Source organism: Streptomyces sp. JNUCC 64, assembly GCF_054484115.1.
The window spans coordinates 6,822,901-6,840,858 of the sequence record NZ_CM137015.1 but is presented as its reverse complement, the minus strand read 5'-3'; the positions used below and the strand labels follow the sequence as shown (position 1 = coordinate 6,840,858).

The following is a 17,958-nucleotide window of genomic DNA, read 5'->3' as shown; positions in this document are numbered from 1 at the left end:
CGTCCCTGCGACGGCGCCCGAGGACCCGGGCCGCCGCCGACCCGAGAGGGCGATCCCGCCCCCGGGCCGCCCCTGACCTCCGGGCGGTCCGGACCGTCTCGGCCGCCGACCGACAACAAGGACTCCTGACGTGACGAACACAGCTCCGACGCCCCATGTCATCGTGGTCATGGGCGTGGCGGGGACCGGGAAGACGACGATCGGCCCGCTGCTCGCGGACCGGCTCGGCGTTCCGTACGCCGAGGGCGACGACTTCCACCCGGCCGCGAACATCGCCAAGATGACCGCGGGCACCCCGCTCACCGACGAGGACCGGCTGCCCTGGCTGGACTCGATCGGGGCGTGGGCCACGGGCCGCGCCGGACACGGCGGGGTGGTCAGCAGTTCGGCGCTCAAGCGGAGCTACCGCGACCGGCTGCGCGCCGCCGCGCCCGGGCTGCTGTTCGTCCACCTCACCGGGGACCGGACGCTGATCGAGGAGCGGATGTCCCACCGCGAGGGCCACTTCATGCCCACCGCCCTGCTGGACTCCCAGTTCGCCACCCTCCAGCCGCTGGAGCCGGACGAGGCGGGCGTGGACGTGGACGTCGCGGGCGACCCCGGGGCGATCACCGACCGGGCCGTCACCGCGCTCGCCGCGCGGTACGGAGCCCCGTCGGTCCCCGGCCCCACCGGCTGACCCGGCCGCCGGGCCCGCCGCGCGCCCGTCGGACCGCCCCCCGCGCGGCACACCCCCACAGCCTCCCGACACCTCACCCGTGCGTCCCCGAGGACGTACGACCTAGCACCCAAGGAAACCGACCGTGACCAGACTCAGCGTCGAGATGCTGGCAGCGGCCCCCGCGGAGCCGATCACCTCAGCGGGCCACGCCCAGCTCGGGGTGGCCGTGCTCGCGGGCATCGCCGTCATCGTGCTGCTCATCACCAAGTTCAAGGTCCACGCGTTCCTCGCGCTGACCATCGGTTCGCTCGCCCTCGGCGCCTTCGCCGGGGCGCCGCTGGACAAGGTGATCCCGAGCTTCACCACCGGTCTCGGCAGCACGGTGGCCGGAGTGGGCGTGCTGATCGCGCTGGGCGCGATCCTCGGCAAGCTGCTCGCGGACTCCGGCGGCGCCGACCAGATCGTGGACACGATCCTGGCCCGGGCCAGCGGGCGCGCCATGCCCTGGGCCATGGTGCTGATCGCCTCGGTGATCGGTCTGCCGCTCTTCTTCGAGGTCGGCATCGTGCTGCTGATCCCCGTGGTGCTGATGGTCGCCAAGCGCGGCGACTACTCGCTGATGCGGATCGGCATCCCCGCGCTCGCCGGTCTCTCCGTGATGCACGGCCTGATCCCGCCGCACCCCGGTCCGCTGGTGGCGATCGACGCGGTGCAGGCGAACCTGGGGCTGACCCTGGCGCTGGGCGTCCTGGTCTCCATCCCGACCGTGATCATCGCCGGTCCGGTCTTCGCCCGGTACGCCGCCCGCTGGGTGGACGTCCCGGTGCCGGAGAACATGATCCCCGCGCGCCCCTCCGAGGAACTGGAGAAGCGCCCCGGCTTCGGCGCCACCGTCTTCACCGTGCTGCTGCCGGTGGTGCTGATGCTCGGCAGCGCGCTCGTCGAGATCATCGTCGACGACCCCACCAACACGGTGCAGCGGGTCTTCGACGTGATCGGCTCGCCGCTGATGGCGCTGCTCGCCGCGGTCATCGTCGGCATGTTCACGCTGGGACGGGCCGCCGGGTTCACCAAGGGACGGCTGTCGACGACCGTCGAGAAGTCCCTCGGCCCGATCGCCGGTGTGCTGCTGATCGTCGGCGCCGGTGGCGGCTTCAAGCAGACGCTGATCGACTCCGGGGTGGGCCAGATGGTCCTGGAGATCTCCGAGAGCTGGTCGATCCCGGCCCTGCTGCTCGCCTGGCTGATCGCCGTGGTCATCCGGCTCGCCACGGGTTCCGCGACGGTCGCGACGGTGTCCGCCGCAGGTCTGGTCGCCCCGCTGGCCGCCGACATGTCCAGCACCCATCTGGCGCTGCTGGTCCTCGCGATCGGCGCGGGCTCCCTCTTCTTCAGCCATGTGAACGACGCCGGTTTCTGGCTGGTGAAGGAGTACTTCGGGATGAGCGTCGGTCAGACGATCAAGACCTGGTCGCTGATGGAGACCGTGATCTCGGTCGTCGCCGGAGCGGTGGTCCTGCTGCTGTCCTTGGTGATCTAGAACGGGTCGCACGACGCGGGAGGGGGCGGTCGCCGTACGGCGACCGCCCCCTCCCGCGTCCTTCGGCGACGCCGGGGTCAGGAACCGCCCTCGGCGGCCTTCTCCAGCTGGAACGCCTCGTTGCCGAGGCCGATCCGGGCGTGGGTCTCGGGAGCGCGCTTCTTCAGGACCGCGCCGAGGACCACTCCGACGACGGCCGCGAGGGCGATCACTCCGGGGAGCACCCAGCGCAGCGCGGAGTCGGCGCCCGCGCCGACCAGGACGTCGAAGTCCTTGACCGTGTACCCGGCGATGACCAGCAGGGCCGCGCCCGCGATCCCGGAGGCGATCAGCCGCCACAGCTGGACCCGGGCGGCGCCCCGGCGGACGAAGAAGACGATCACCGCGAGGGAGGCGGTGGCCATCAGCAGGATGACGCCGAAGGCCCCCATGTTGCCCATCCAGGTGAACAGCCGCAGGATCGGCGCGGTCGGGTCGCCGACCGGCTTGTCGTCGGTGAGCGCGAACAGCAGGATCACCACCAGGGTGATCCCGCTCTGGAGGAGCGCGCCGGTGCCGGGGGCGCCGCTGGCGCTGCTGGTCCGGCCGAAGGCGGCGGGCAGCAGCCCCTCGCGGCCCATCGCGAAGGCGTAGCGGGAGACGACGTTGTGGAAGCTCAGCGTCGCGGCGAAGACCCCGGTGACCAGCAGGACGTGCATGATGTCCGCGAAGGTCTCGCCCAGCCTGCTCTCGGTGAGGTGGAACAGCAGCCCGGCGGAGTGCTCCCGGGCGGCGGGGACGATGCCGTCGGGGCCCGCGGCGACGGTCAGCGCCCAGGAGCTGAAGGCGAAGAACAGCGCGACGAAGCCGACGGCGAGGAACATCACCCGGGCGACGACGACCTGCGGGCGGCTGGTCTCCTCGGCGTAGACGGGCGCCTGCTCGAAGCCGGTGAAGGCCGCGATGCAGAAGCAGAGCGCGGTGCCGATGCCCGCGCTGGTCAGGGTGTCGGGGTTGAAGGCCGCCAGGGACACCCCCTCCTTGGCGGGCTCCGAGAGCGCGGCGACGTCGAAGATGACGACGAGCGCCACCTCGATCAGCAGCAGCACGCCGAGCACCCGGGCGTTGACGTCGATCTTCATCAGGGCCAGGGCCCCGACCACCAGGGCGCACAGCAGGGCCGGGACCCACCAGACGAGGTCGACGTCGAAGTGGTGGTTGACCAGCAGGGACACCTCGAAGCCGAAGAGTCCGTAGAGCCCGACCTGGAGCGCGCTGTAGGCGACCAGCGCCACCAACGCGGCGCCCGCGCCCGCGGTGCCGCCGAGGCCGCGCGAGATGTAGGCGTAGAAAGCGCCGGCGTTGTGAACGTGACGGCTCATCTCCGCGTATCCGAAGGAGAAGAGGATCAGGACCACGCCGAGCAGGACGAAGAGGAGGGGCTGTCCGACGATGCCCATGACGCCGAAGGTGGTGGGCATGACGCCCGCGACGACCATGAGCGGCCCGGTCGCGGCGAGCACGGAGAGCAGCAGGCCCGCCGTGCCGAGCCGGTCCGCGCGCAGCGCGCGGTCGTGGCCCTTGAAGGTGTTGATCCCGCCGGTCGTGGCGCCGCCGGGGCCGGCGGTGGATCTGGTGTCGCTCGAACTGCCCGTCGTCATGGCGGGGATGGTCCTTTCGCGTGGTTCCTCGGGACGTGGTGCGGGCGGTGCTGGTGCGGTCCGGTGGCGGGCCGGGCCGGTCCGCGCCCTGGTGCGGGCGCGGGGTGCCGTCCCCCGGACGGGGAGCGCGCGGTACGTGCGTACGTCGCACTGGTGTGCCGTCCGGTGGCGCGGTGGTGCCGTCGTGCGGGTGGTACGTGGTGCGGGGTACCGGAAGGTACCCGTGGTGCGGGGTGGTGCTACCGCGCCGGACGCCGTGGGCGCGGTGGGAAGGGGCCCGTCAGGTGGTGCCCAGGGAGACGCCGCGCGCCTCCCGGAACGCCTCGAACGGGTCCCGGTCCGGATAGGACCAGGGGTCGGGGGTGATGTGGTTGCCGATGCGGTGGAAGAGGGCGGCGGCTTCGGCGCCCCTGCCTCCGCAGTACTTGGCGTGGGCCAGGAAGTTGAGGTCGACGCGGTTGCGGGGGTGGTCCTCCCGCTCCCACTCCAGCCACCAGTCGAAGGCGGCCTTCATCACCTGACGGGCGCGGCGGCCGACCCAGTGCCCCGAGGACAGCGGGTCGACGGGCTCGGTCCCGGCGGCGGCGAGCACCCGGTAGCGCTCGGCGTGTGCGACGACCGGGAGGATCGCCAACGGGGAGTCCGCCGGGGCCTGTTCGGCCGCCCAGGAGGCGAAGTCGTAGACCTCGTGCATGGGGTCCTGTCCGGCGCCCGCGCGGCGTTCGGCGAGCCGGGCGATCATCAGGTGGTGGGCGTGGTGGTGCTCGGGGTGGCGGTGGCGGACCTCGTCGAAGAGCCGGACCACGTCCTCCTCGGCGCCCAGCGACCGCTCCAGCACGAGCAGTCCCAGCCAGGGGGTGGGATCGTCGGGCAGCAATCCGGCGGCGGCGCGGCAGGCGGCCCGCGCGGCGTCGGGACGGGCCTTGCCGCGCAGCGCGCGCCACACGGTGGCGAGGGCGACCAGGACGACCGCGTCGGCGGACTCGGGCTCCGCGATCCGCCAGTCCTGGGCCCAGGCGAGGGTGGTGCTCTCCTGGGCGAGGACCGTGATGCGGTGGCCCCGGCGGTCCCAGTCGTCGCCCGTGTCGACCAGCAGTCCACGGGCGGTGGACCAGCGGCCCTGGGCGAGCGCCGTGCGCGCGGTGGCGAGGGGCGCGTCATCGAGGGCGGCATCGAACGCGTGCGCGCTGCGCTTGCGTGAGCGACCCAGAGGCGGTGGGGGTGGCGTCACCGCGGGACTTCCTCCCCGACACGGTCTGTTGAGCGAATGATCACGGACAGCAAACCGGTAGCGGGCTCCCCTAGTCAAGAGCCATCGGATTACCTACACGTGTCAAGTGCCCTACGGTCGGACCGGGTTGTCCCTTCGGTGCCGCTTCCTCCCCACTCGCCGTCGCCGGCGGAGGCTCGCCGGGCGAACCGCCGCCCCGGAACGCGACCGTCCCGGCGGACGCGTTCCCGTCCCGGCTCCGGGACGGCGCCTCCCCCCTCTCCGGGACGGCGCCCGTTCCGTTCCGCTCCGTCGCGTGGAGGCGTCCTACCCCACGGATGACGTGTACACGCGCTTCGGTTCCGGGGGTGGCCGGTTCCGGCGGGGCCGCGGATCGCCCCGGCGCCGTACGCCGACCGCGCCGCCGCTCCGGCCGGGCGCGCTCCGCCGCCCCAGCGGGGTGGGGCGGCGGCTGGGATACTGGAGGTTACTGATGGGTCAGATCCTTGGGGACGGGATCGACGCGCGTCAACTCCCCCGACGCGGTCCGTTCCCGGGCGCGGTCGCCCCCGGCCGGTCGAACGGCGGCGGGACGGGCCGCGCCGGTCCTGTCCGGACGCCCGGCGCGCCGGGCCCGGCGGTCGTGAGGTGGTCCGGGGCGTGTCGGTACTCGTGGTGGTGCTCGCCGTGAGCGCGGCCTGCTGTCTGGGCTTCGGGTTCGTCCTCCAGCAGGACGCGGCGCAGCGGGCGCCGCTCGGTGACTTCCTCTCTTTCCGGCTGCTGCTGGACCTGGTGCGGATGCCGCGCTGGCTGGCCGGGATCGCGCTGATGGCGTGCGGGATGGTGCTCGGGGCGCTGGCCCTCGGGCACGGCCAGGTGAGCCTGGTGGAGCCGCTGCTGGCGACCCATCTGCTGTTCGCGCTCACCCTGTCGCGCTGGCGGACCGGACAGCCGCTGGGGGCCCAGGGCTGGGGCGGGCTGGCGCTGCTCGCGGGCGGGGTGAGCGCCTTCATCGTCGCGGGGCACCCCCAGGCCGGGGAGGCGGTGGCGGACCCCTGGCGGCAGTGGCTGGTGATCGGGCCGGTGCTGGGGTGCGCGGCGCTGCTGGTGGTGCTGGCGCTGCGGTCCCGGCTGGTGGTGGCACCGGTGCTGCTGGGGGCCGCGGCCGGGCTGCTGTACGGCGTACAGGACGCGCTGACCCGGGTGACCGGACTGCGGTTCGGCGACGGGGGGCTGATCGCGGTGGTGACCACCTGGCAGCCGTACGCGGTGCTGGCGCTCGGGGTGACGGGGCTGCTGCTGGTGCAGAGCGCGTTCGAGACGGCGCCGCTGCGAATGTCGTTGCCCTCGCTGACCGCCGCGCAGCCGCTCGCCGGGATCCTGTGCGGGGTCGGGTTCCTCGGGGACCGGCTGCGGACCGACCCCGCCGCGCTGGCCTGGGAGGCGGCGGGGCTCGCGGCGGCGGTGGGCGGCATCGTGCTGCTGGGACTGCATCCGGCGCTGCCGAGGGGCGCGGAGCGGTTCGCCCGGGCGGGCGAACTGCACCACGGGGCGGCGGGGGCGCAGGGGGGCGGGGGGTGAGTTCCGTGCCGGGTGTTTCCGTCCGGGGCGGGGCTCTCGCGGACGGCTCGGGCGTCGTCGGACGGGCCCGGACCAGGGCCGATACGGAAGTGACGGGGGTGAATCGCGGGACTCATGGGGCGGTGATTGGATGGAGACATGGGTGAGGGTGGCGGGTCCGCGGACGAGATACTCGACGTGGTGGACGAGCGGGACCGGGTCGTGGGGCGGGCGCCCCGGGGCGAGGTGTACGCGCGCGGGCTGACGCACCGCTGCGTGTTCGTCTTCGTCCGCGATCCGGAGGACCGGGTGTTCGTCCACCGCCGCACCGCCACCAAACTGGCCTTCCCCTCGCTCCACGACATGTTCGTGGGCGGAGTGGTCGGCGCCGGTGAGGACTACGCCTCGGCCGCCCTGCGCGAGGCCGAGGAGGAGCTGGGCGTCACCGGACTGCCCGCGCCCACCCCCCTGTTCACCTTCCTGTACCGCGACTCCGGCGGCGGCTCCTGGTGGTCGGCCGTCCACGAGGTGCGCTGCGCGCTGCCGGTGCGCCCCCAGCCCGAGGAGGTGGCCTGGCACGCCTTCCTGCCCGAGGAGGAGCTGCTGGACCGGCTCGACGACTGGGATTGGGTGCCGGACGGGGTGGAGGCGTACCGGCGACTGCGCGCCCACCGCGCCGCCGGGCCCCCGGGGAGCCACCCCGGCGGCGGCCCCGGGGAGGCGGGATGAGCGGGGACGCGGGGCGGGTGCCGGGCGCGCTGGCCTCGTTGCGGCTCTGGTTCACGCCGCAGCGGATCGCCCGGGAGGGCGACACCCCCGACTACCGCTTCTCCCTCGCCAACGAACGCACCTTCCTGGCCTGGCTGCGGACCGCGCTGGCGCTGATCGGCGGCGGCTTCGCGGTCGACCAGTTCCTGCCGGACCTGCGCTGGGGCTGGCGGGTCGGACTGGCCCTCGCGCTGCTCGCGGCGGGGGTGCTGTGCGCCCTGCGCTCGGTGAACCACTGGGTGCGCTGCGAACGGGCGATGCGGCGGGGCGAGGACCTGCCGGTGACCCGGTTCCCCGCGCTGCTGAGCCTGGTGGTGGCGGTGGTGGCGCTGGCGATGGTCGTGATCGTGCTGGCGGGCTGGGCGGGATGAACGGCCCCGGCCGTGATCCCGGGCTCCAGCCCGAACGCACCCGGCTGGCGTGGCGCCGCACCACGCTGACCTCGACGGTGGTGGCCGTCCTCGCGGTGCGGTCCATGACGGACGGGGGCACCCCGGCGGCCCGCGCGGTGGCGGGCGCCCTCTGCGTCCTGGTGTGGCTGGGGTTCCTGGCGGTCGCGCACCGCAGGACGCGGCAACTGGCCGAGGGGCCCGAGCCCGAGGCGCTGGCGCCCCGGCTGGCGACGGTCACCGCCGTGTGCGCGGTGGCCCTCGCGGGGTGCGCGGCGGTGGTGGTGTTCTGACCTCCCGGGCGGCCCCGGCCGCCGTACGCCGGGGCGGGGACGCCCGGCGTACGCATCGGAGGGCGCCGTCAGGGGCGCAGGGCGCGCAGCAGCAGTCCGGCGAGGTGGTCGGCGATCTGCCGGGGGCTGAGGGCGCCGTCCGCCCGGTACCAGACCGGCAGGTGGTGCACCGAGCCGAAGTGGTAGTCGACGACGAGGTCGGCCGGGGTCTCGGTGCTGAAGACCCCGGTGGCCTGGCCCTCCTCGACGAGGGCGCGGAACCGCTCGTGGTAGCGCCGCCGCTGGGCCCGGACCCGGCGCAGCTTCCCGGGGCTGAGCTGGTGCGTGGAGCGCTGGAAGATGACGGCGTCGTCGAGGTTCTCCAGGGTGAGGACGACGACGTCCGCGGCGGCCTGCCGCAGCCGGGCCTCGACGGGCGCGTCGGACGAGGCGACGGCGTCGAGACGTTCCTGCATCAGACGCAGGGTCCGCGCGTAGATCTCCTGGAGCAGGTCCTCCTTGGATCCGAAGTAGTGGTAGAGCGCGCCCTTGGTGACCCCGGCGGCCTCCACGATGTCCTGGACGGAGGTGCGGTCGTACCCCCGGTCGGCGAAGAGGCGGGTGGCCGCCGCCAAGAGCCGCTGGGGGACGGGGACGCCGTCTCCGTCGGTCGTCCTGGGCACGTGCGCACCCGCCTTTCCGTGGTCGTGGGCCGGGCCGCTCCGGTCGTGGAACGGGCTCCGGCGGTCACCGGGCGGCCCCGGGACGGGCTGGACCCTACCGCCGCCCGGGGCGTCCGGCGCGAGGGGGTCCGGCACCCGGTCGGCCGAGGGGCGCTGACACCCCGGTGCCGTGCCGTTCCGCCCGGACGGTCCGCGCGCTAGCGTGCGCGACGATGACCGCTTTTCCCACCGGAAGGTCTGAACATGACGCTTTTCGCCTGGGTCTGTCCGAAGACGGAGGTCGCCTCATGACCGTCTCCCGACGGGGACTGCTGACCGCGACGGGCGGCGCCGCGCTGGCCACGGGCGCCGGAGCCGGTACGGCCGGGCCCGCCGCCGCCCACGGCCCGGGGCCGCGCCGACGGACGCTGACCGGTTTCGAGCGGCTGGCGGCGGAGGGCTACGCCCGGCTGGCGGGCGAGCGGGTCGGGATCGTCACCAATCCGACCGGGGTCACCCGCGATCTGCGGCACGTCGTGGACGTGATGCACGCCGACGACCGGGTGGACCTGGTCGCGGTGTTCGGCCCGGAGCACGGCTTCCGGGGCACCGCCCAGGCGGGCGGCTCCGAGGGCCGTCACGACGACCCCGCGACGGGACTGCCCGTCCACGACACCTACCGGCTGCGCGGCGAACGGCTCGCGGAGGTCTTCCGGACCTCGGGGGTGGACACCGTCGTCTTCGACATCCAGGACATCGGCGCGCGTTTCTACACTTATATTTGGACTTTGTACGACTGCATGGAGGCGGCGGGCCTCGCGGGCAAGCGGGTGGTGGTGCTGGACCGGCCCAACCCGGTGACCGGACGGAACGCTTACGGGCCGGTGCTGCGCAGGGAGTTCGCGACCTTCGTGGGACGGGAGCCGCTGGCGCAGGCGCACGGGATGACGGTCGCGGAGCTGGCCCGGCTGTTCGCCGGGGAGTACCTGACGGGCCCGGTCGAGCTGGACACGGTGCCGATGTCCGGCTGGCGGCGGGGGGACTTCCACGACGCGACGGGACTGCCCTGGGTGCCGCCGAGTCCGAACGTGCCGACCCCGGAGACCGCCCTCGTCTACGCGGGCACCTGCCTCTTCGAGGGCACCAACCTCTCGGAGGGACGCGGCACCACCCGGCCCTTCGAACTGCTCGGCGCCCAGGGCCTGGACGGCCGCTGGGCCGCCGCCGCCAACGAGCTGGAGCTGCCGGGCGTACGGCTGCGCGAGGCGTACTTCACGCCGATCTCGGGGAAGTTCGCCGGGACCACGGTCGGGGGCGTCCAACTGCACGTCCACGACCGGGAGGTCTTCGATCCGGTCCGCACCGGCATCGGACTGCTGGTCACCGCGCGCCGGGTGTGGAACGGGTTCGTCTGGCGGTTCGACCGGGCGCCGGGCACCCACTGGGTCGACCACCTCACCGGATCGCCGCTGGTGCGCACCCTGATCGACGCCGGGGCCGGGACGGACGAGGTGGTGGCGGCCTGGCGGACGGAGCTGTCCGCGTTCCGCGCGGTGCGACGGAGGTACCTGGCGTACGGCTGACCCCGGCGGGCCGGAGTGCGGGGGCCTCGGCCCTCCCCGCTCCGGTCCGGCCGAGCGGGCGGACGGGCGTCGCTGTCGGGGACGACCGGCCGGGGCGTCCGGACCGTCCCCGGCAATGAACAATTCGTCAACTTCTTCCGGGGGCCGAACCCGCGACCGGGACTGATGGGCTCCAGAACGACAAGTTCCGGCCAGGTACGCACATCCGTCGAAGATGAGAGGGAGCCAATCCGGTCCCTCATTCGTCTATTCGGAAACGCCCGAACGACGTCTGACGCGCGCAGTCGCGTAAGTGACGGAGGTGCAGAAGGATGGCCGGATTCCGGAGTCTCGCGAGACAGGTGCGGGACCCCCGCAATGACCTGGCACTGCGCAGGTACTCCCTGCGCAAGTGTCTGGAACGGTTCGCGCCCTACGGGCACCGGGCCACCTGGGACCATCTGTGCGCCCGGGCGGGCTTCGGGCCCGAGGACCGTTCGCCCGACCCGGCACGGCTGGTGGCGGCGCTCGACGAGCTGGAGGACGCCCGCGCGGTGTGGCTCGCCTACGAGACCGCGTTCGCCCAGCGGCGGCGGCGGGAGAAGCAGGACGGCCTGCGGCGGCCCGGCAGCGCCGACGACTGGCACCGGCTGACCTGGGGCGGTTTCGGGGTCGCCTGGTGCGAGGACCCCCGGGTGCACCCCGGGGCCGCGCTGGGGGACGTGCTGCGGCGGCTGATCGCCGCGCTGGAGCGGGAGGCGGGTGACGAGTGCCCCGTCTGTGGTGACGAACGGCTGCTGTGGCGGCACGACCTGACGCACGAGCCGTCGTCCGGGGCGGTCTGCCGGACCTGCGGGATCGTCGTCCCGCGCCCCGTGCTGACGACGGGGGCGGTGGCCCGGGCGCAGCGGGCGCGGGCGTTGGTGGGGGTGTAGGGGTTCGACCAGGGGCCGGTCAGAGGGACGGACGGGGGCGGCCCCGACACGATCGTGACGCGCCGGAACCGCGTCGGCGGGCCGGTGACGTCAGCGGGCCGACGGCGTCGACGGGAGGCCCCGCCGGGCGGAAGCACCGCCGGGCGCGGGGGCACCGGAACGGGCTTCGGCCCGGGACCGCGACGGCCCCGGGGACGGCGGCACCGGGACGGTGTCAGTCCAGGGGCGGGCGGAGCGGTTCCTCCACGGTGGGCGGGGAGGAGGCGTCGGCGCAGGACGGAGCGGGGGTGTCCGCGACGCCGGGGGCGGGGGTGTCCGGTCCGGGCGGGGCGGACCGTTGGAGGTGGGACGGCAGCAGCCGCGAACCCGTGTGCTTCTCGCCGAAGGCGTCGTCCGGGTTGGACAGGACGCAGTTCTCCAGGGAGAGGCAGCCGCAGCCGATGCAGTCGGTGAGGTGGTCGCGCAGCCGTCCGAGCTGTCGGATGCGCTCGTCCAGCTCCGTGCGCCAGGTCCGGGACAGCCGGGCCCAGTCCTCCCTGGTCGGGGTGCGCTCCTCCGGCAGTTCGGCGAGGGCGTCCCGGATGGTGGCGAGCGGGATGCCCACCCGCTGCGCGGCCCGGATGAAGGCCACCCGGCGCAGCGCGTCCCGGTGGAAGCGGCGTTGGTTGCCGGAGGTGCGGCGACTGCTGATGAGCCCCTTGGACTCGTAGAAGTGCAGCGCGGAGACGGCGACTCCACTGCGGACGGCGAGCTGGCCGACCGTGAGTTCGTTGATCTTGACCGGGATCTGAGGCACCCTTCGCAGCCTACCCACCCCGGGGCCCGCCCGGCCGCCCCGCGTTGACAGGGTCCGACCGCCCCCGGATGCTGGGCGGACCAGGACGGAAGCGGTACCGGCGGTGCCGCGCGGGAGGTCAGCGGGATGACGGGGCCGAGGGTCTTCACCTCCGCCGGGGAGCTGCGGGCAGCCGTCGGTACCCGGCTGGGGCCCGGCGAGTGGCTGGAGATCGACCAGAAACGCGTCGATCTCTTCGCCGGGGCGACCGGCGACCACCAGTGGATCCACGTCGACCCGGAGCGGGCGGCGGACGGCCCGTTCGGGACCACCGTCGCCCACGGGTATCTGACGCTGTCGCTGCTGCCCCTGCTGACGGCGGGGGTGATGCGGGTGGCGGGCGCCCGACTGGGCCTCAACTACGGCAGCGACCGGGTGCGGTTCCCCGCGCCGGTGCCGGTGGGCTCGCGGCTGCGGGCCACGGTGGAACCGCTCGGGGTGCGGGACGTCCCGCCGGTCGCGGGCGGGACGTCCGGGGTCCAGGTCGTCACCCTGGTCACCGTGGAGCGCGAGGGCGGCGGGAAGCCGGTGTGCGTGGCCGAGACCGTCTCCCGTTACTCGTTCTGAGCCCGCCGGGGTTCCGGATACGCCGGGGTTCAGGAGCTTCCGGGCCTTCCGGGCGGCCGGACCCCGCGCGATCCCGTCGTCCCGGTCACGGCACCCGGCCCGCCACGTCCGTGAAGCCCGTCCTGACCACGGCGGTGGAGTCCACCGTCTCCCCCGCCTTCCCCCAGGGACCGTCCTCCAGCAGGACCGAGCGCTTCCCGAGGTACCGCCAGGTCCGGGGATCGAAGATCCACTCCTCCCGTTCGCCGTCGTGCGACCGGGCGACCGCGACGCCCCGGCGACCGGCCGCGTCCACCGCCCGGGGCACGGTGACGACCCCGGGGATGCGGGCGGCGGCCCGGAGGAGGGCGGCGGTGACCTCGGGGGGCGCCGCCGTCTGCCGCAGCAGGTCTCCGATCATGACGAACGCGTGCTGGTCGGGTCCCTTGGTCGAGTCGCTGCCCGGACCGTGGTTGCGCAAGGTGTCCTCGTAGACGAGGTCGAGGAGGCGCTCGGGGTCGGTCGGCAGGGTGGACATGTACGCGTACGTGGGCGAGTCCAGGTTCCCCTCGCCCGGCGGGGAGTCCGACAGCGTCATGTCCTCGCCGTCCGCGCGTCGGAGGGTGGGCGCGCTGCCGTCCACCGACCGCCACTCCTCCATCCCGGCGTCCTCGCGGGCCAGTTCCATCCGGCCGTCCTCCGGACGTTCGGTGAGCGAGGAGCTGTGGCCGACCACCTTGGCGTACTCGTACTTCCGTCCCCGTGCCTCCACGGGTGTCGCGGCGGCGGCCAGCGCCGCGCGTTCCAGCAGCCGTACCGTCGCGGCGGTGGCGGGCGGGCCGCCGTCCCGGCGGGCCGGTTCGTCACCGGGTCCGAGAACGAGGACGGTGGCGGTCACCGTGGCGGCGGTGACGGCGGCCAGCGCCATCAGCGTCCGCCGCCGGGGACGGGGATACGGGCGGGCGAACGGGCCGGACGACCGGTCCACTTCGGCGAGCAGATGGTCCCGGCGGTGGCGCAGCCGCTCGGGGGGCGGCCCGGGGCAGGGCGCGGGGGGCAGCGTCCGGGCCGCCGCCGCGCGTTCGCGGAGTTCGCTCGGTTCGCTCGGTTCGCTCGGTTCGTGCGGCTCGTGCGGCTCGTGCGGCTCGTGCGGCTCGTGCGAGTGCGGGATCATGCGATGCCCTTCCCGTGGGAGGTGCCGGTCTCTGTCGTCGAGCACGTGGGGGGTGCCGGGGGTGCCGGGGGCCTCGGGGCGGGGCCGCCTCCGGAAGGCGGCCGGTCGGCCGCCAGTTCCTCCTCGACCAGCCCGCGCAGCCTCTCCCGGGCGCGGGAGAGCCGGGAGCGGACGGTGCCCACCGGCACGCCCAGCGCCTCGGCGGCGGCCGCGTACCCGAGGTCCGACCAGACGACCAGGGCGAACACCTCGCGTTCGCCCCGCCGCAGCCGTCGCAGGGCGCGGGCCGCGGCGGCCAGCCGCTGACCGTCGGCGAGCCGTCCGACCACCGCGTCGGCGGGGTCGGGGAAGGGTTCGGGAGGCGGCAGCCGGGACATCGCGGCACGGTGGCGGCGAGCGGTCCGCGCGGTGTTGCGCAGCACGTTGGTGGCGATGCCGAGCAGCCAGGCCCGCACGCTGCGGACCTCCCCGCGCAGCTTGTCGCGCAGCCGCCACGCCTCCAGGAAGGTCAGCGACATGACGTCCTCGGCGAGGGCCCAGTCACCCGTCGTCCGGACGGCGTGCGCGTAGACCGCCCGGGCGTGCGCGTCGAAGATCTCGGCGAACGCCGCCCGGTCGCCGGACCGGACGCGTTCGTTCAGTAGGGACTCCACATGGGGAAGTGTCCGCGCGACGGCGGCGGTTCCCTCCGGGTTCCCCCGCCCCCGTTCAGCCGCCCCGAGCGACCCCGTCCCGTCCCGGGGGCGGACCCTCAGGGCTCCCGGTGGCCGACCATCCGCAGCACCAGGTCGGCGTAGAGCGCGCCCACCTCGTCGGGGGTGCGGCGGCCCGTCACGTTGAACCAGCGGGCCACGTCGATGCAGAGCGACAGCACGGCGACCGTGGTGCCGGGGACGTCCTCCACCGCGAACTCGCCCGCGCGCACGCCCTCCTCGACGAGGTCGCGGACCACCGCGTCGGTGCGGCGGCGCAGCGCCACGATCTCGGCGCGGGCCTCCTCGCCGAGGGCGTCGAGTTCGTACTGCACGACCCGGGCGGTGGTGTGCTGGGCCGCGTGCCAGCCGACGAAGGAGCGGACGGCGTCGGCGAGCCGGTCGGCGGGGGTGCCGGGCCGGTCGGCGGCGCGGCGCAGGACGTCCAGGGCCCGGTCGTGGCCGATCCGGCTGATCCGGTGGAGGAGTTCCTCCTTGGTCCGGTAGTGGATGTAGAGGGCGGCGGGGCTCATCCCGGCGCGGGCCGCGATGTCCCGGGTGGTGGTGGCGTGGTAGCCGCGCTCGGCGAACGCCTCCACCGCGGCGACCAGCAGCCGCCGGGCCGCGTCCGGCGTGACCCCGTCCCACAGCGGGGCGCCGCCCGTATCGTCCGCCGCAGTCATCAGGTGCTCCCTCTCCCTCGCCCCCGTCGGCCGGGTCCGGTGGCCGGGGGCCGGGGGTCGCGCGGGCCCGACGCCACGATACCCCGAGGGGGTGAGCGGGCGCTTAGGCCGTTTCTCGCGGATCTTGCCGCACCCGGGGCGTGGTGGCACCTCAGAGCTTCTCGAAGGGGTCGTGGGAGGCCAGCAGCTTGTCCACCCGGGCCCGGTCCACCCGGCTGTGGATGCGGTCCGCCTCCTGGCGGTCCCGGATCACCTTGGCGAGCGTGAAGCTCGACGTGACGAGGTAGAGGACCGAGATGGCGAGGAAGCCCCGGACCCACGCGTCGGCGTCCAGTTTGGCGATGCCCACGCCCATCGCCACCAGGGCGATGACGAAGGACACGACGGCCTGGCCGTAGAAGGCCGCCGTCGACTGCTGCTTGACCGGTGATTCGCTCATGCCCCGAGCTTCGCCCCGGTGTGGCCGGAACCACATCCGTACGGCTACTCAGACCCGTACTCACGGCGGCGCCGACCGTGCGCGGGCCCCGGGAACCGGTGTCCGGAGGGGGCCGTCGGCGGGCGTGGACGGCCCTACGATGTGGCGCATGCCCAGACCCCGCAGACCCCTCCTCAGCAAGGAACGCATCGTCGAGACGGCCCTCGGCCTGGTGGACGCGGAGGGGCTGGCGGCGTTGTCGACCCGTCGGCTCGCCGCGGAGCTGGGGGTGAGCGGGCCCTCCCTCTACAACCACTTCCGGACCAAGGACGAGATCCTCGACGCCGTCGTGGACTCGGTGAGCGCGCAGGTCGACCTGTCGGTGTTCGAGGACGGCCGGGACTGGCGCACCGCGCTCGGCGACTGGGCGGTGTCCTACCGGCGGGCGCTGAGCGCCCATCCGCACGTGGTGCCGCTGCTCGCCCGGGGGCCGGGGCGACGGCCCGCCGCGCTGCGGCTCGCGGACGCGGTGTTCGGGGCGCTGGTGGACGCGGGGTGGCCGCCCGCGCAGGCGACCTCGGTGGGGGCGGCCATGCGGTACTTCGTGATGGGTTCGGCGCTGGGGTCGTTCGCCGGGGGCTTCGTCGACGACGTGGACGCCTACGACCGGGCGGCCTACCCCCGGCTGGGGCAGGCACACCTGCTGGCGGAGCGGCGGCCGCTGGTGGACGACCGGGCGTTCGAGACGGGGCTGGCCGCGCTGCTGGACGGGCTGGCGCTGCGGTACCCCGGGGGGACGGCACGGGAGCCCGGGACCTCGCGGGAGGCCGGAGCCGGGCGGGAGACCGGAGACACCGTGGCGGCCGTCCGGGACGCCTCGGCCGCCCAGGACACCGTGACGGACGTCCGGGGCGCCCCGTGTGAGGCCGGAGCCACGGGGCGTGAGGCCCGGGACCCGGCGACGCCCACACCGGACCCGGCGGGACGCGTCCCCGACCCGGCGGCGCACGCGCGGGGCGCCGCGCGCGAGGGCGCCCCGGACCCGGCGGCGCCCGCCCAAGGCGCCGGGCGCGACGCCCGGGACACCACTCACCCGGCCCGGGACCCCGCCCATGAGGCCCGCGCGAGGACCTGAGGAGGCGCCCCGCCCCGCCGGGTCTATCCGGTGGCCCCCGCACGGGGCCCCCGAGGGGGCAGCGCCAGGCCCGCCGAACCGGCCAGCAACACGCCCATCAGCACGAACGGGGCGCCCGTCCCCGCGCTCCCGGCCACCAGACCCGCGGCGGCCGGGGCGGCGACCTGGCCGAGCCGGTTGCCGGTGAGCCGCAGGGCGAGGGCGGTGGAGCGGGCGTCGGGCGGGGCGGCCTGGACCACGGTGGTCATGGAGAGCGGCTGCCCCGCGCCGAGGCAGAAGCCCAGCAGGGCGAGCATCAGCGCGAGCGCCCACACCGGCACCGGCAGCGCGACGCCCGCGCACAGCAGGCCCGCCAGCAGACAGCTCGCCACCAGCAGGACGGTCCGGCCGAGGATCCGGAGCAGCGGGGTGATGGCCAGTCGGCAGGCGATGGTGGCCGCGGCCCGCAGGCTCAGCAGCAGTCCGATCACCAGGGGGCTGATCCCCCGGTCCTCGCCGAGGACCGGCAGATAGGCGGTGAGGACGTCGGTGGCGGACAGCACCGCGAGGCTGATGAAGATGCCCCCGGGCACCCCCTTGGTCCGCAGGATGCGATGGACGGGAACGGGGCCGCCGGGCCCGCCGGGGGTCCCGGCGGCGGACGCCCGGCCGGGGGCGGCCCGGTGTTCGACGCGCCACAGGGAGGCCAGCCCGACCGCGCCGGTGACGGCGGCGGCCACCAGGGCGAGGGCGCTGGTGCGGGCGAGTTCGGCGCCCTGGCCGGAGACGACGAGGCCCGCGCCGATCGGGCCGATCAGCTGGCCGAGCGAGGCGCCGATGGTGAAGTGGCCGAAGTTGCGGTCCTGGTCGGCGGGGGCGGACTGGCGGGCGACCAGGGACTGGGCGCCGATCACGAACGCGAGGTGGCCGAGTCCCATCACCCCGCTCCAGGCGGCCATCGCGGTCAGCGAGCCGGCGGTGGCGCTGAGCGCGCAGCCCCCGGCGATGAGGACGACCCCGGCGGGCAGCAGCGGGGCGCAGCGGCCGTGGTCGGTGCGGCGGCCGAGCGGGACGGCCACGAAGAGCGGGAGGAGGGCGTAGACGCCCGCGATGACGCCGATGGCCCGCTCGTCGGCGCCCAGGGCCAGGGCCCGGTAGGACACCGCCGGGCGGGCCATGGAGACGGCCGCCTGCGCGAAGGCGAACGCGATGACCAGGCGGAGCAGCCAGTAACGGCGCGCGCCGCCGGGTCTGTCGCCGGGTGTGTCGCCGGGTATGGACACGTGTCGCCTTCCCT

At 74.8% G+C, this 17,958-nt stretch carries 18 protein-coding genes and 1 pseudogene; 10 read left to right on the top strand and 9 right to left on the bottom strand.

The window, feature by feature from the left end:
* Positions 1-169 precede the first annotated feature (169 nt).
* Entirely contained in the window at positions 170-679 is a 510-nt protein-coding gene (locus ACVWNX_RS28265; protein ID WP_454414974.1) for a gluconokinase, read from the top strand.
* Positions 680-803: 124 nt separating this feature from the next.
* Positions 804-2,201: a GntT/GntP/DsdX family permease gene (locus ACVWNX_RS28260; protein WP_454411013.1), complete on the top strand. Its 1,398-nt coding sequence runs from the start codon at positions 804-806 to the stop codon at positions 2,199-2,201.
* Positions 2,202-2,278: 77 nt separating this feature from the next.
* Here the strand turns inward: ACVWNX_RS28260 and ACVWNX_RS28255 are convergent, their stop codons facing one another.
* Together ACVWNX_RS28255 and ACVWNX_RS28250 are read right to left on the bottom strand one after the other, a co-directional pair.
* Positions 2,279-3,841: an APC family permease gene (locus tag ACVWNX_RS28255; RefSeq protein WP_454411012.1), complete on the bottom strand. Its 1,563-nt coding sequence runs from the start codon at positions 3,839-3,841 to the stop codon at positions 2,279-2,281.
* A gap of 280 nt (positions 3,842-4,121) precedes the next feature.
* On the bottom strand, positions 4,122-5,072 hold the full coding sequence (locus tag ACVWNX_RS28250; RefSeq protein ID WP_454411011.1) for a hypothetical protein: 951 nt from the start codon (positions 5,070-5,072) through the stop codon (positions 4,122-4,124).
* A gap of 639 nt (positions 5,073-5,711) precedes the next feature.
* Here ACVWNX_RS28250 and ACVWNX_RS28245 point away from each other — a divergent pair.
* The 4 genes from ACVWNX_RS28245 (at position 5,712) to ACVWNX_RS28230 (ending at position 8,061) form a co-directional block, all read left to right on the top strand.
* The gene (locus ACVWNX_RS28245; RefSeq protein ID WP_454411010.1) at positions 5,712-6,632 is read left to right on the top strand and encodes a DMT family transporter; all 921 of its coding nucleotides are present in this window, start codon (positions 5,712-5,714) and stop codon (positions 6,630-6,632) included.
* Positions 6,633-6,770: 138 nt separating this feature from the next.
* Complete coding sequence (locus ACVWNX_RS28240; protein ID WP_454411009.1) at positions 6,771-7,340, top strand: NUDIX hydrolase; 570 nt, start codon at positions 6,771-6,773, stop codon at positions 7,338-7,340.
* Entirely contained in the window at positions 7,337-7,750 is a 414-nt protein-coding gene (locus ACVWNX_RS28235) for a YidH family protein (protein WP_454411008.1), read from the top strand. The genes ACVWNX_RS28240 and ACVWNX_RS28235 overlap by 4 nt, the downstream gene beginning before the upstream one ends.
* Entirely contained in the window at positions 7,747-8,061 is a 315-nt protein-coding gene (locus tag ACVWNX_RS28230) for a DUF202 domain-containing protein (protein WP_454411007.1), read from the top strand. Before ACVWNX_RS28235 ends, ACVWNX_RS28230 begins: the two co-directional genes overlap by 4 nt.
* A gap of 68 nt (positions 8,062-8,129) precedes the next feature.
* On the opposite strand, the gene ACVWNX_RS28225 is transcribed toward ACVWNX_RS28230, so the two are convergent.
* Positions 8,130-8,723: a TetR/AcrR family transcriptional regulator gene (locus ACVWNX_RS28225; protein ID WP_454411006.1), complete on the bottom strand. Its 594-nt coding sequence runs from the start codon at positions 8,721-8,723 to the stop codon at positions 8,130-8,132.
* A 287-nt stretch (positions 8,724-9,010) separates the two neighbouring features.
* Between ACVWNX_RS28225 and ACVWNX_RS28220 the strand changes: the two genes are divergently transcribed.
* Together ACVWNX_RS28220 and ACVWNX_RS28215 are read left to right on the top strand one after the other, a co-directional pair.
* Positions 9,011-10,285: an exo-beta-N-acetylmuramidase NamZ family protein gene (locus ACVWNX_RS28220; protein ID WP_454411005.1), complete on the top strand. Its 1,275-nt coding sequence runs from the start codon at positions 9,011-9,013 to the stop codon at positions 10,283-10,285.
* Positions 10,286-10,596: 311 nt separating this feature from the next.
* The gene (locus tag ACVWNX_RS28215) at positions 10,597-11,199 is read left to right on the top strand and encodes a hypothetical protein (protein WP_454411004.1); all 603 of its coding nucleotides are present in this window, start codon (positions 10,597-10,599) and stop codon (positions 11,197-11,199) included.
* Positions 11,200-11,413: 214 nt separating this feature from the next.
* Here ACVWNX_RS28215 and soxR read toward each other — a convergent pair whose 3' ends face one another.
* Positions 11,414-11,995, bottom strand: coding sequence for a redox-sensitive transcriptional activator SoxR (gene soxR, locus ACVWNX_RS28210; protein WP_454411003.1), 582 nt, complete (start codon positions 11,993-11,995; stop codon positions 11,414-11,416).
* Positions 11,996-12,121: 126 nt separating this feature from the next.
* On the opposite strand from soxR, the gene ACVWNX_RS28205 reads away from it, so the two are divergent.
* Positions 12,122-12,601, top strand: a complete 480-nt coding sequence (locus ACVWNX_RS28205) for a MaoC family dehydratase (protein WP_454411002.1) — start codon at positions 12,122-12,124, stop codon at positions 12,599-12,601.
* A gap of 85 nt (positions 12,602-12,686) precedes the next feature.
* Here the strand turns inward: ACVWNX_RS28205 and ACVWNX_RS28200 are convergent, their stop codons facing one another.
* The 4 genes from ACVWNX_RS28200 to ACVWNX_RS28185 all read right to left on the bottom strand — a co-directional run bounded on the left by ACVWNX_RS28200 (position 12,687) and on the right by ACVWNX_RS28185 (position 15,568).
* Positions 12,687-13,754 (bottom strand): CU044_5270 family protein, encoded by a 1,068-nt coding sequence (locus ACVWNX_RS28200; RefSeq protein ID WP_454411001.1) that lies wholly within the window; start codon positions 13,752-13,754, stop codon positions 12,687-12,689.
* A complete protein-coding gene (locus ACVWNX_RS28195) occupies positions 13,751-14,407 on the bottom strand; it encodes an RNA polymerase sigma factor (RefSeq protein WP_454411000.1) in 657 nt (218 codons plus the stop codon). The genes ACVWNX_RS28200 and ACVWNX_RS28195 overlap by 4 nt, the downstream gene beginning before the upstream one ends.
* A gap of 98 nt (positions 14,408-14,505) precedes the next feature.
* Positions 14,506-15,129 (bottom strand): TetR/AcrR family transcriptional regulator, encoded by a 624-nt coding sequence (locus ACVWNX_RS28190; RefSeq protein ID WP_454410999.1) that lies wholly within the window; start codon positions 15,127-15,129, stop codon positions 14,506-14,508.
* A 151-nt stretch (positions 15,130-15,280) separates the two neighbouring features.
* The gene (locus ACVWNX_RS28185; protein ID WP_454410998.1) at positions 15,281-15,568 is read right to left on the bottom strand and encodes a YiaA/YiaB family inner membrane protein; all 288 of its coding nucleotides are present in this window, start codon (positions 15,566-15,568) and stop codon (positions 15,281-15,283) included.
* Positions 15,569-15,716: 148 nt separating this feature from the next.
* Between ACVWNX_RS28185 and ACVWNX_RS28180 the strand changes: the two are divergent.
* Positions 15,717-16,334, top strand: a pseudogene (locus ACVWNX_RS28180) (TetR/AcrR family transcriptional regulator); the annotation flags it as partial.
* A gap of 371 nt (positions 16,335-16,705) precedes the next feature.
* On the opposite strand, the gene ACVWNX_RS28175 reads toward ACVWNX_RS28180, so the two are convergent.
* Entirely contained in the window at positions 16,706-17,944 is a 1,239-nt protein-coding gene (locus tag ACVWNX_RS28175; protein ID WP_454410997.1) for an MFS transporter, read from the bottom strand.
* Between the last annotated feature and the right edge of the window lie 14 nt (positions 17,945-17,958).

What these genes read in the sequence shown, in the direction of transcription:
- ACVWNX_RS28200 (WP_454411001.1), bottom strand. Translation starts at nt 13,754, where the DNA reads ATGATCCCGCACTCGCACGAGCCGCACGAGCCGCACGAGCCGCACGAG.
- ACVWNX_RS28240 (WP_454411009.1), top strand. Translation starts at nt 6,771, where the DNA reads ATGGGTGAGGGTGGCGGGTCCGCGGACGAGATACTCGACGTGGTGGAC.
- ACVWNX_RS28255 (WP_454411012.1), bottom strand. Translation starts at nt 3,841, where the DNA reads ATGACGACGGGCAGTTCGAGCGACACCAGATCCACCGCCGGCCCCGGC.
- ACVWNX_RS28185 (WP_454410998.1), bottom strand. Translation starts at nt 15,568, where the DNA reads ATGAGCGAATCACCGGTCAAGCAGCAGTCGACGGCGGCCTTCTACGGC.
- ACVWNX_RS28235 (WP_454411008.1), top strand. Translation starts at nt 7,337, where the DNA reads ATGAGCGGGGACGCGGGGCGGGTGCCGGGCGCGCTGGCCTCGTTGCGG.
- ACVWNX_RS28215 (WP_454411004.1), top strand. Translation starts at nt 10,597, where the DNA reads ATGGCCGGATTCCGGAGTCTCGCGAGACAGGTGCGGGACCCCCGCAAT.
- ACVWNX_RS28190 (WP_454410999.1), bottom strand. Translation starts at nt 15,129, where the DNA reads ATGACTGCGGCGGACGATACGGGCGGCGCCCCGCTGTGGGACGGGGTC.
- ACVWNX_RS28230 (WP_454411007.1), top strand. Translation starts at nt 7,747, where the DNA reads ATGAACGGCCCCGGCCGTGATCCCGGGCTCCAGCCCGAACGCACCCGG.
- ACVWNX_RS28220 (WP_454411005.1), top strand. Translation starts at nt 9,011, where the DNA reads ATGACCGTCTCCCGACGGGGACTGCTGACCGCGACGGGCGGCGCCGCG.
- ACVWNX_RS28205 (WP_454411002.1), top strand. Translation starts at nt 12,122, where the DNA reads ATGACGGGGCCGAGGGTCTTCACCTCCGCCGGGGAGCTGCGGGCAGCC.
- ACVWNX_RS28265 (WP_454414974.1), top strand. Translation starts at nt 170, where the DNA reads ATGGGCGTGGCGGGGACCGGGAAGACGACGATCGGCCCGCTGCTCGCG.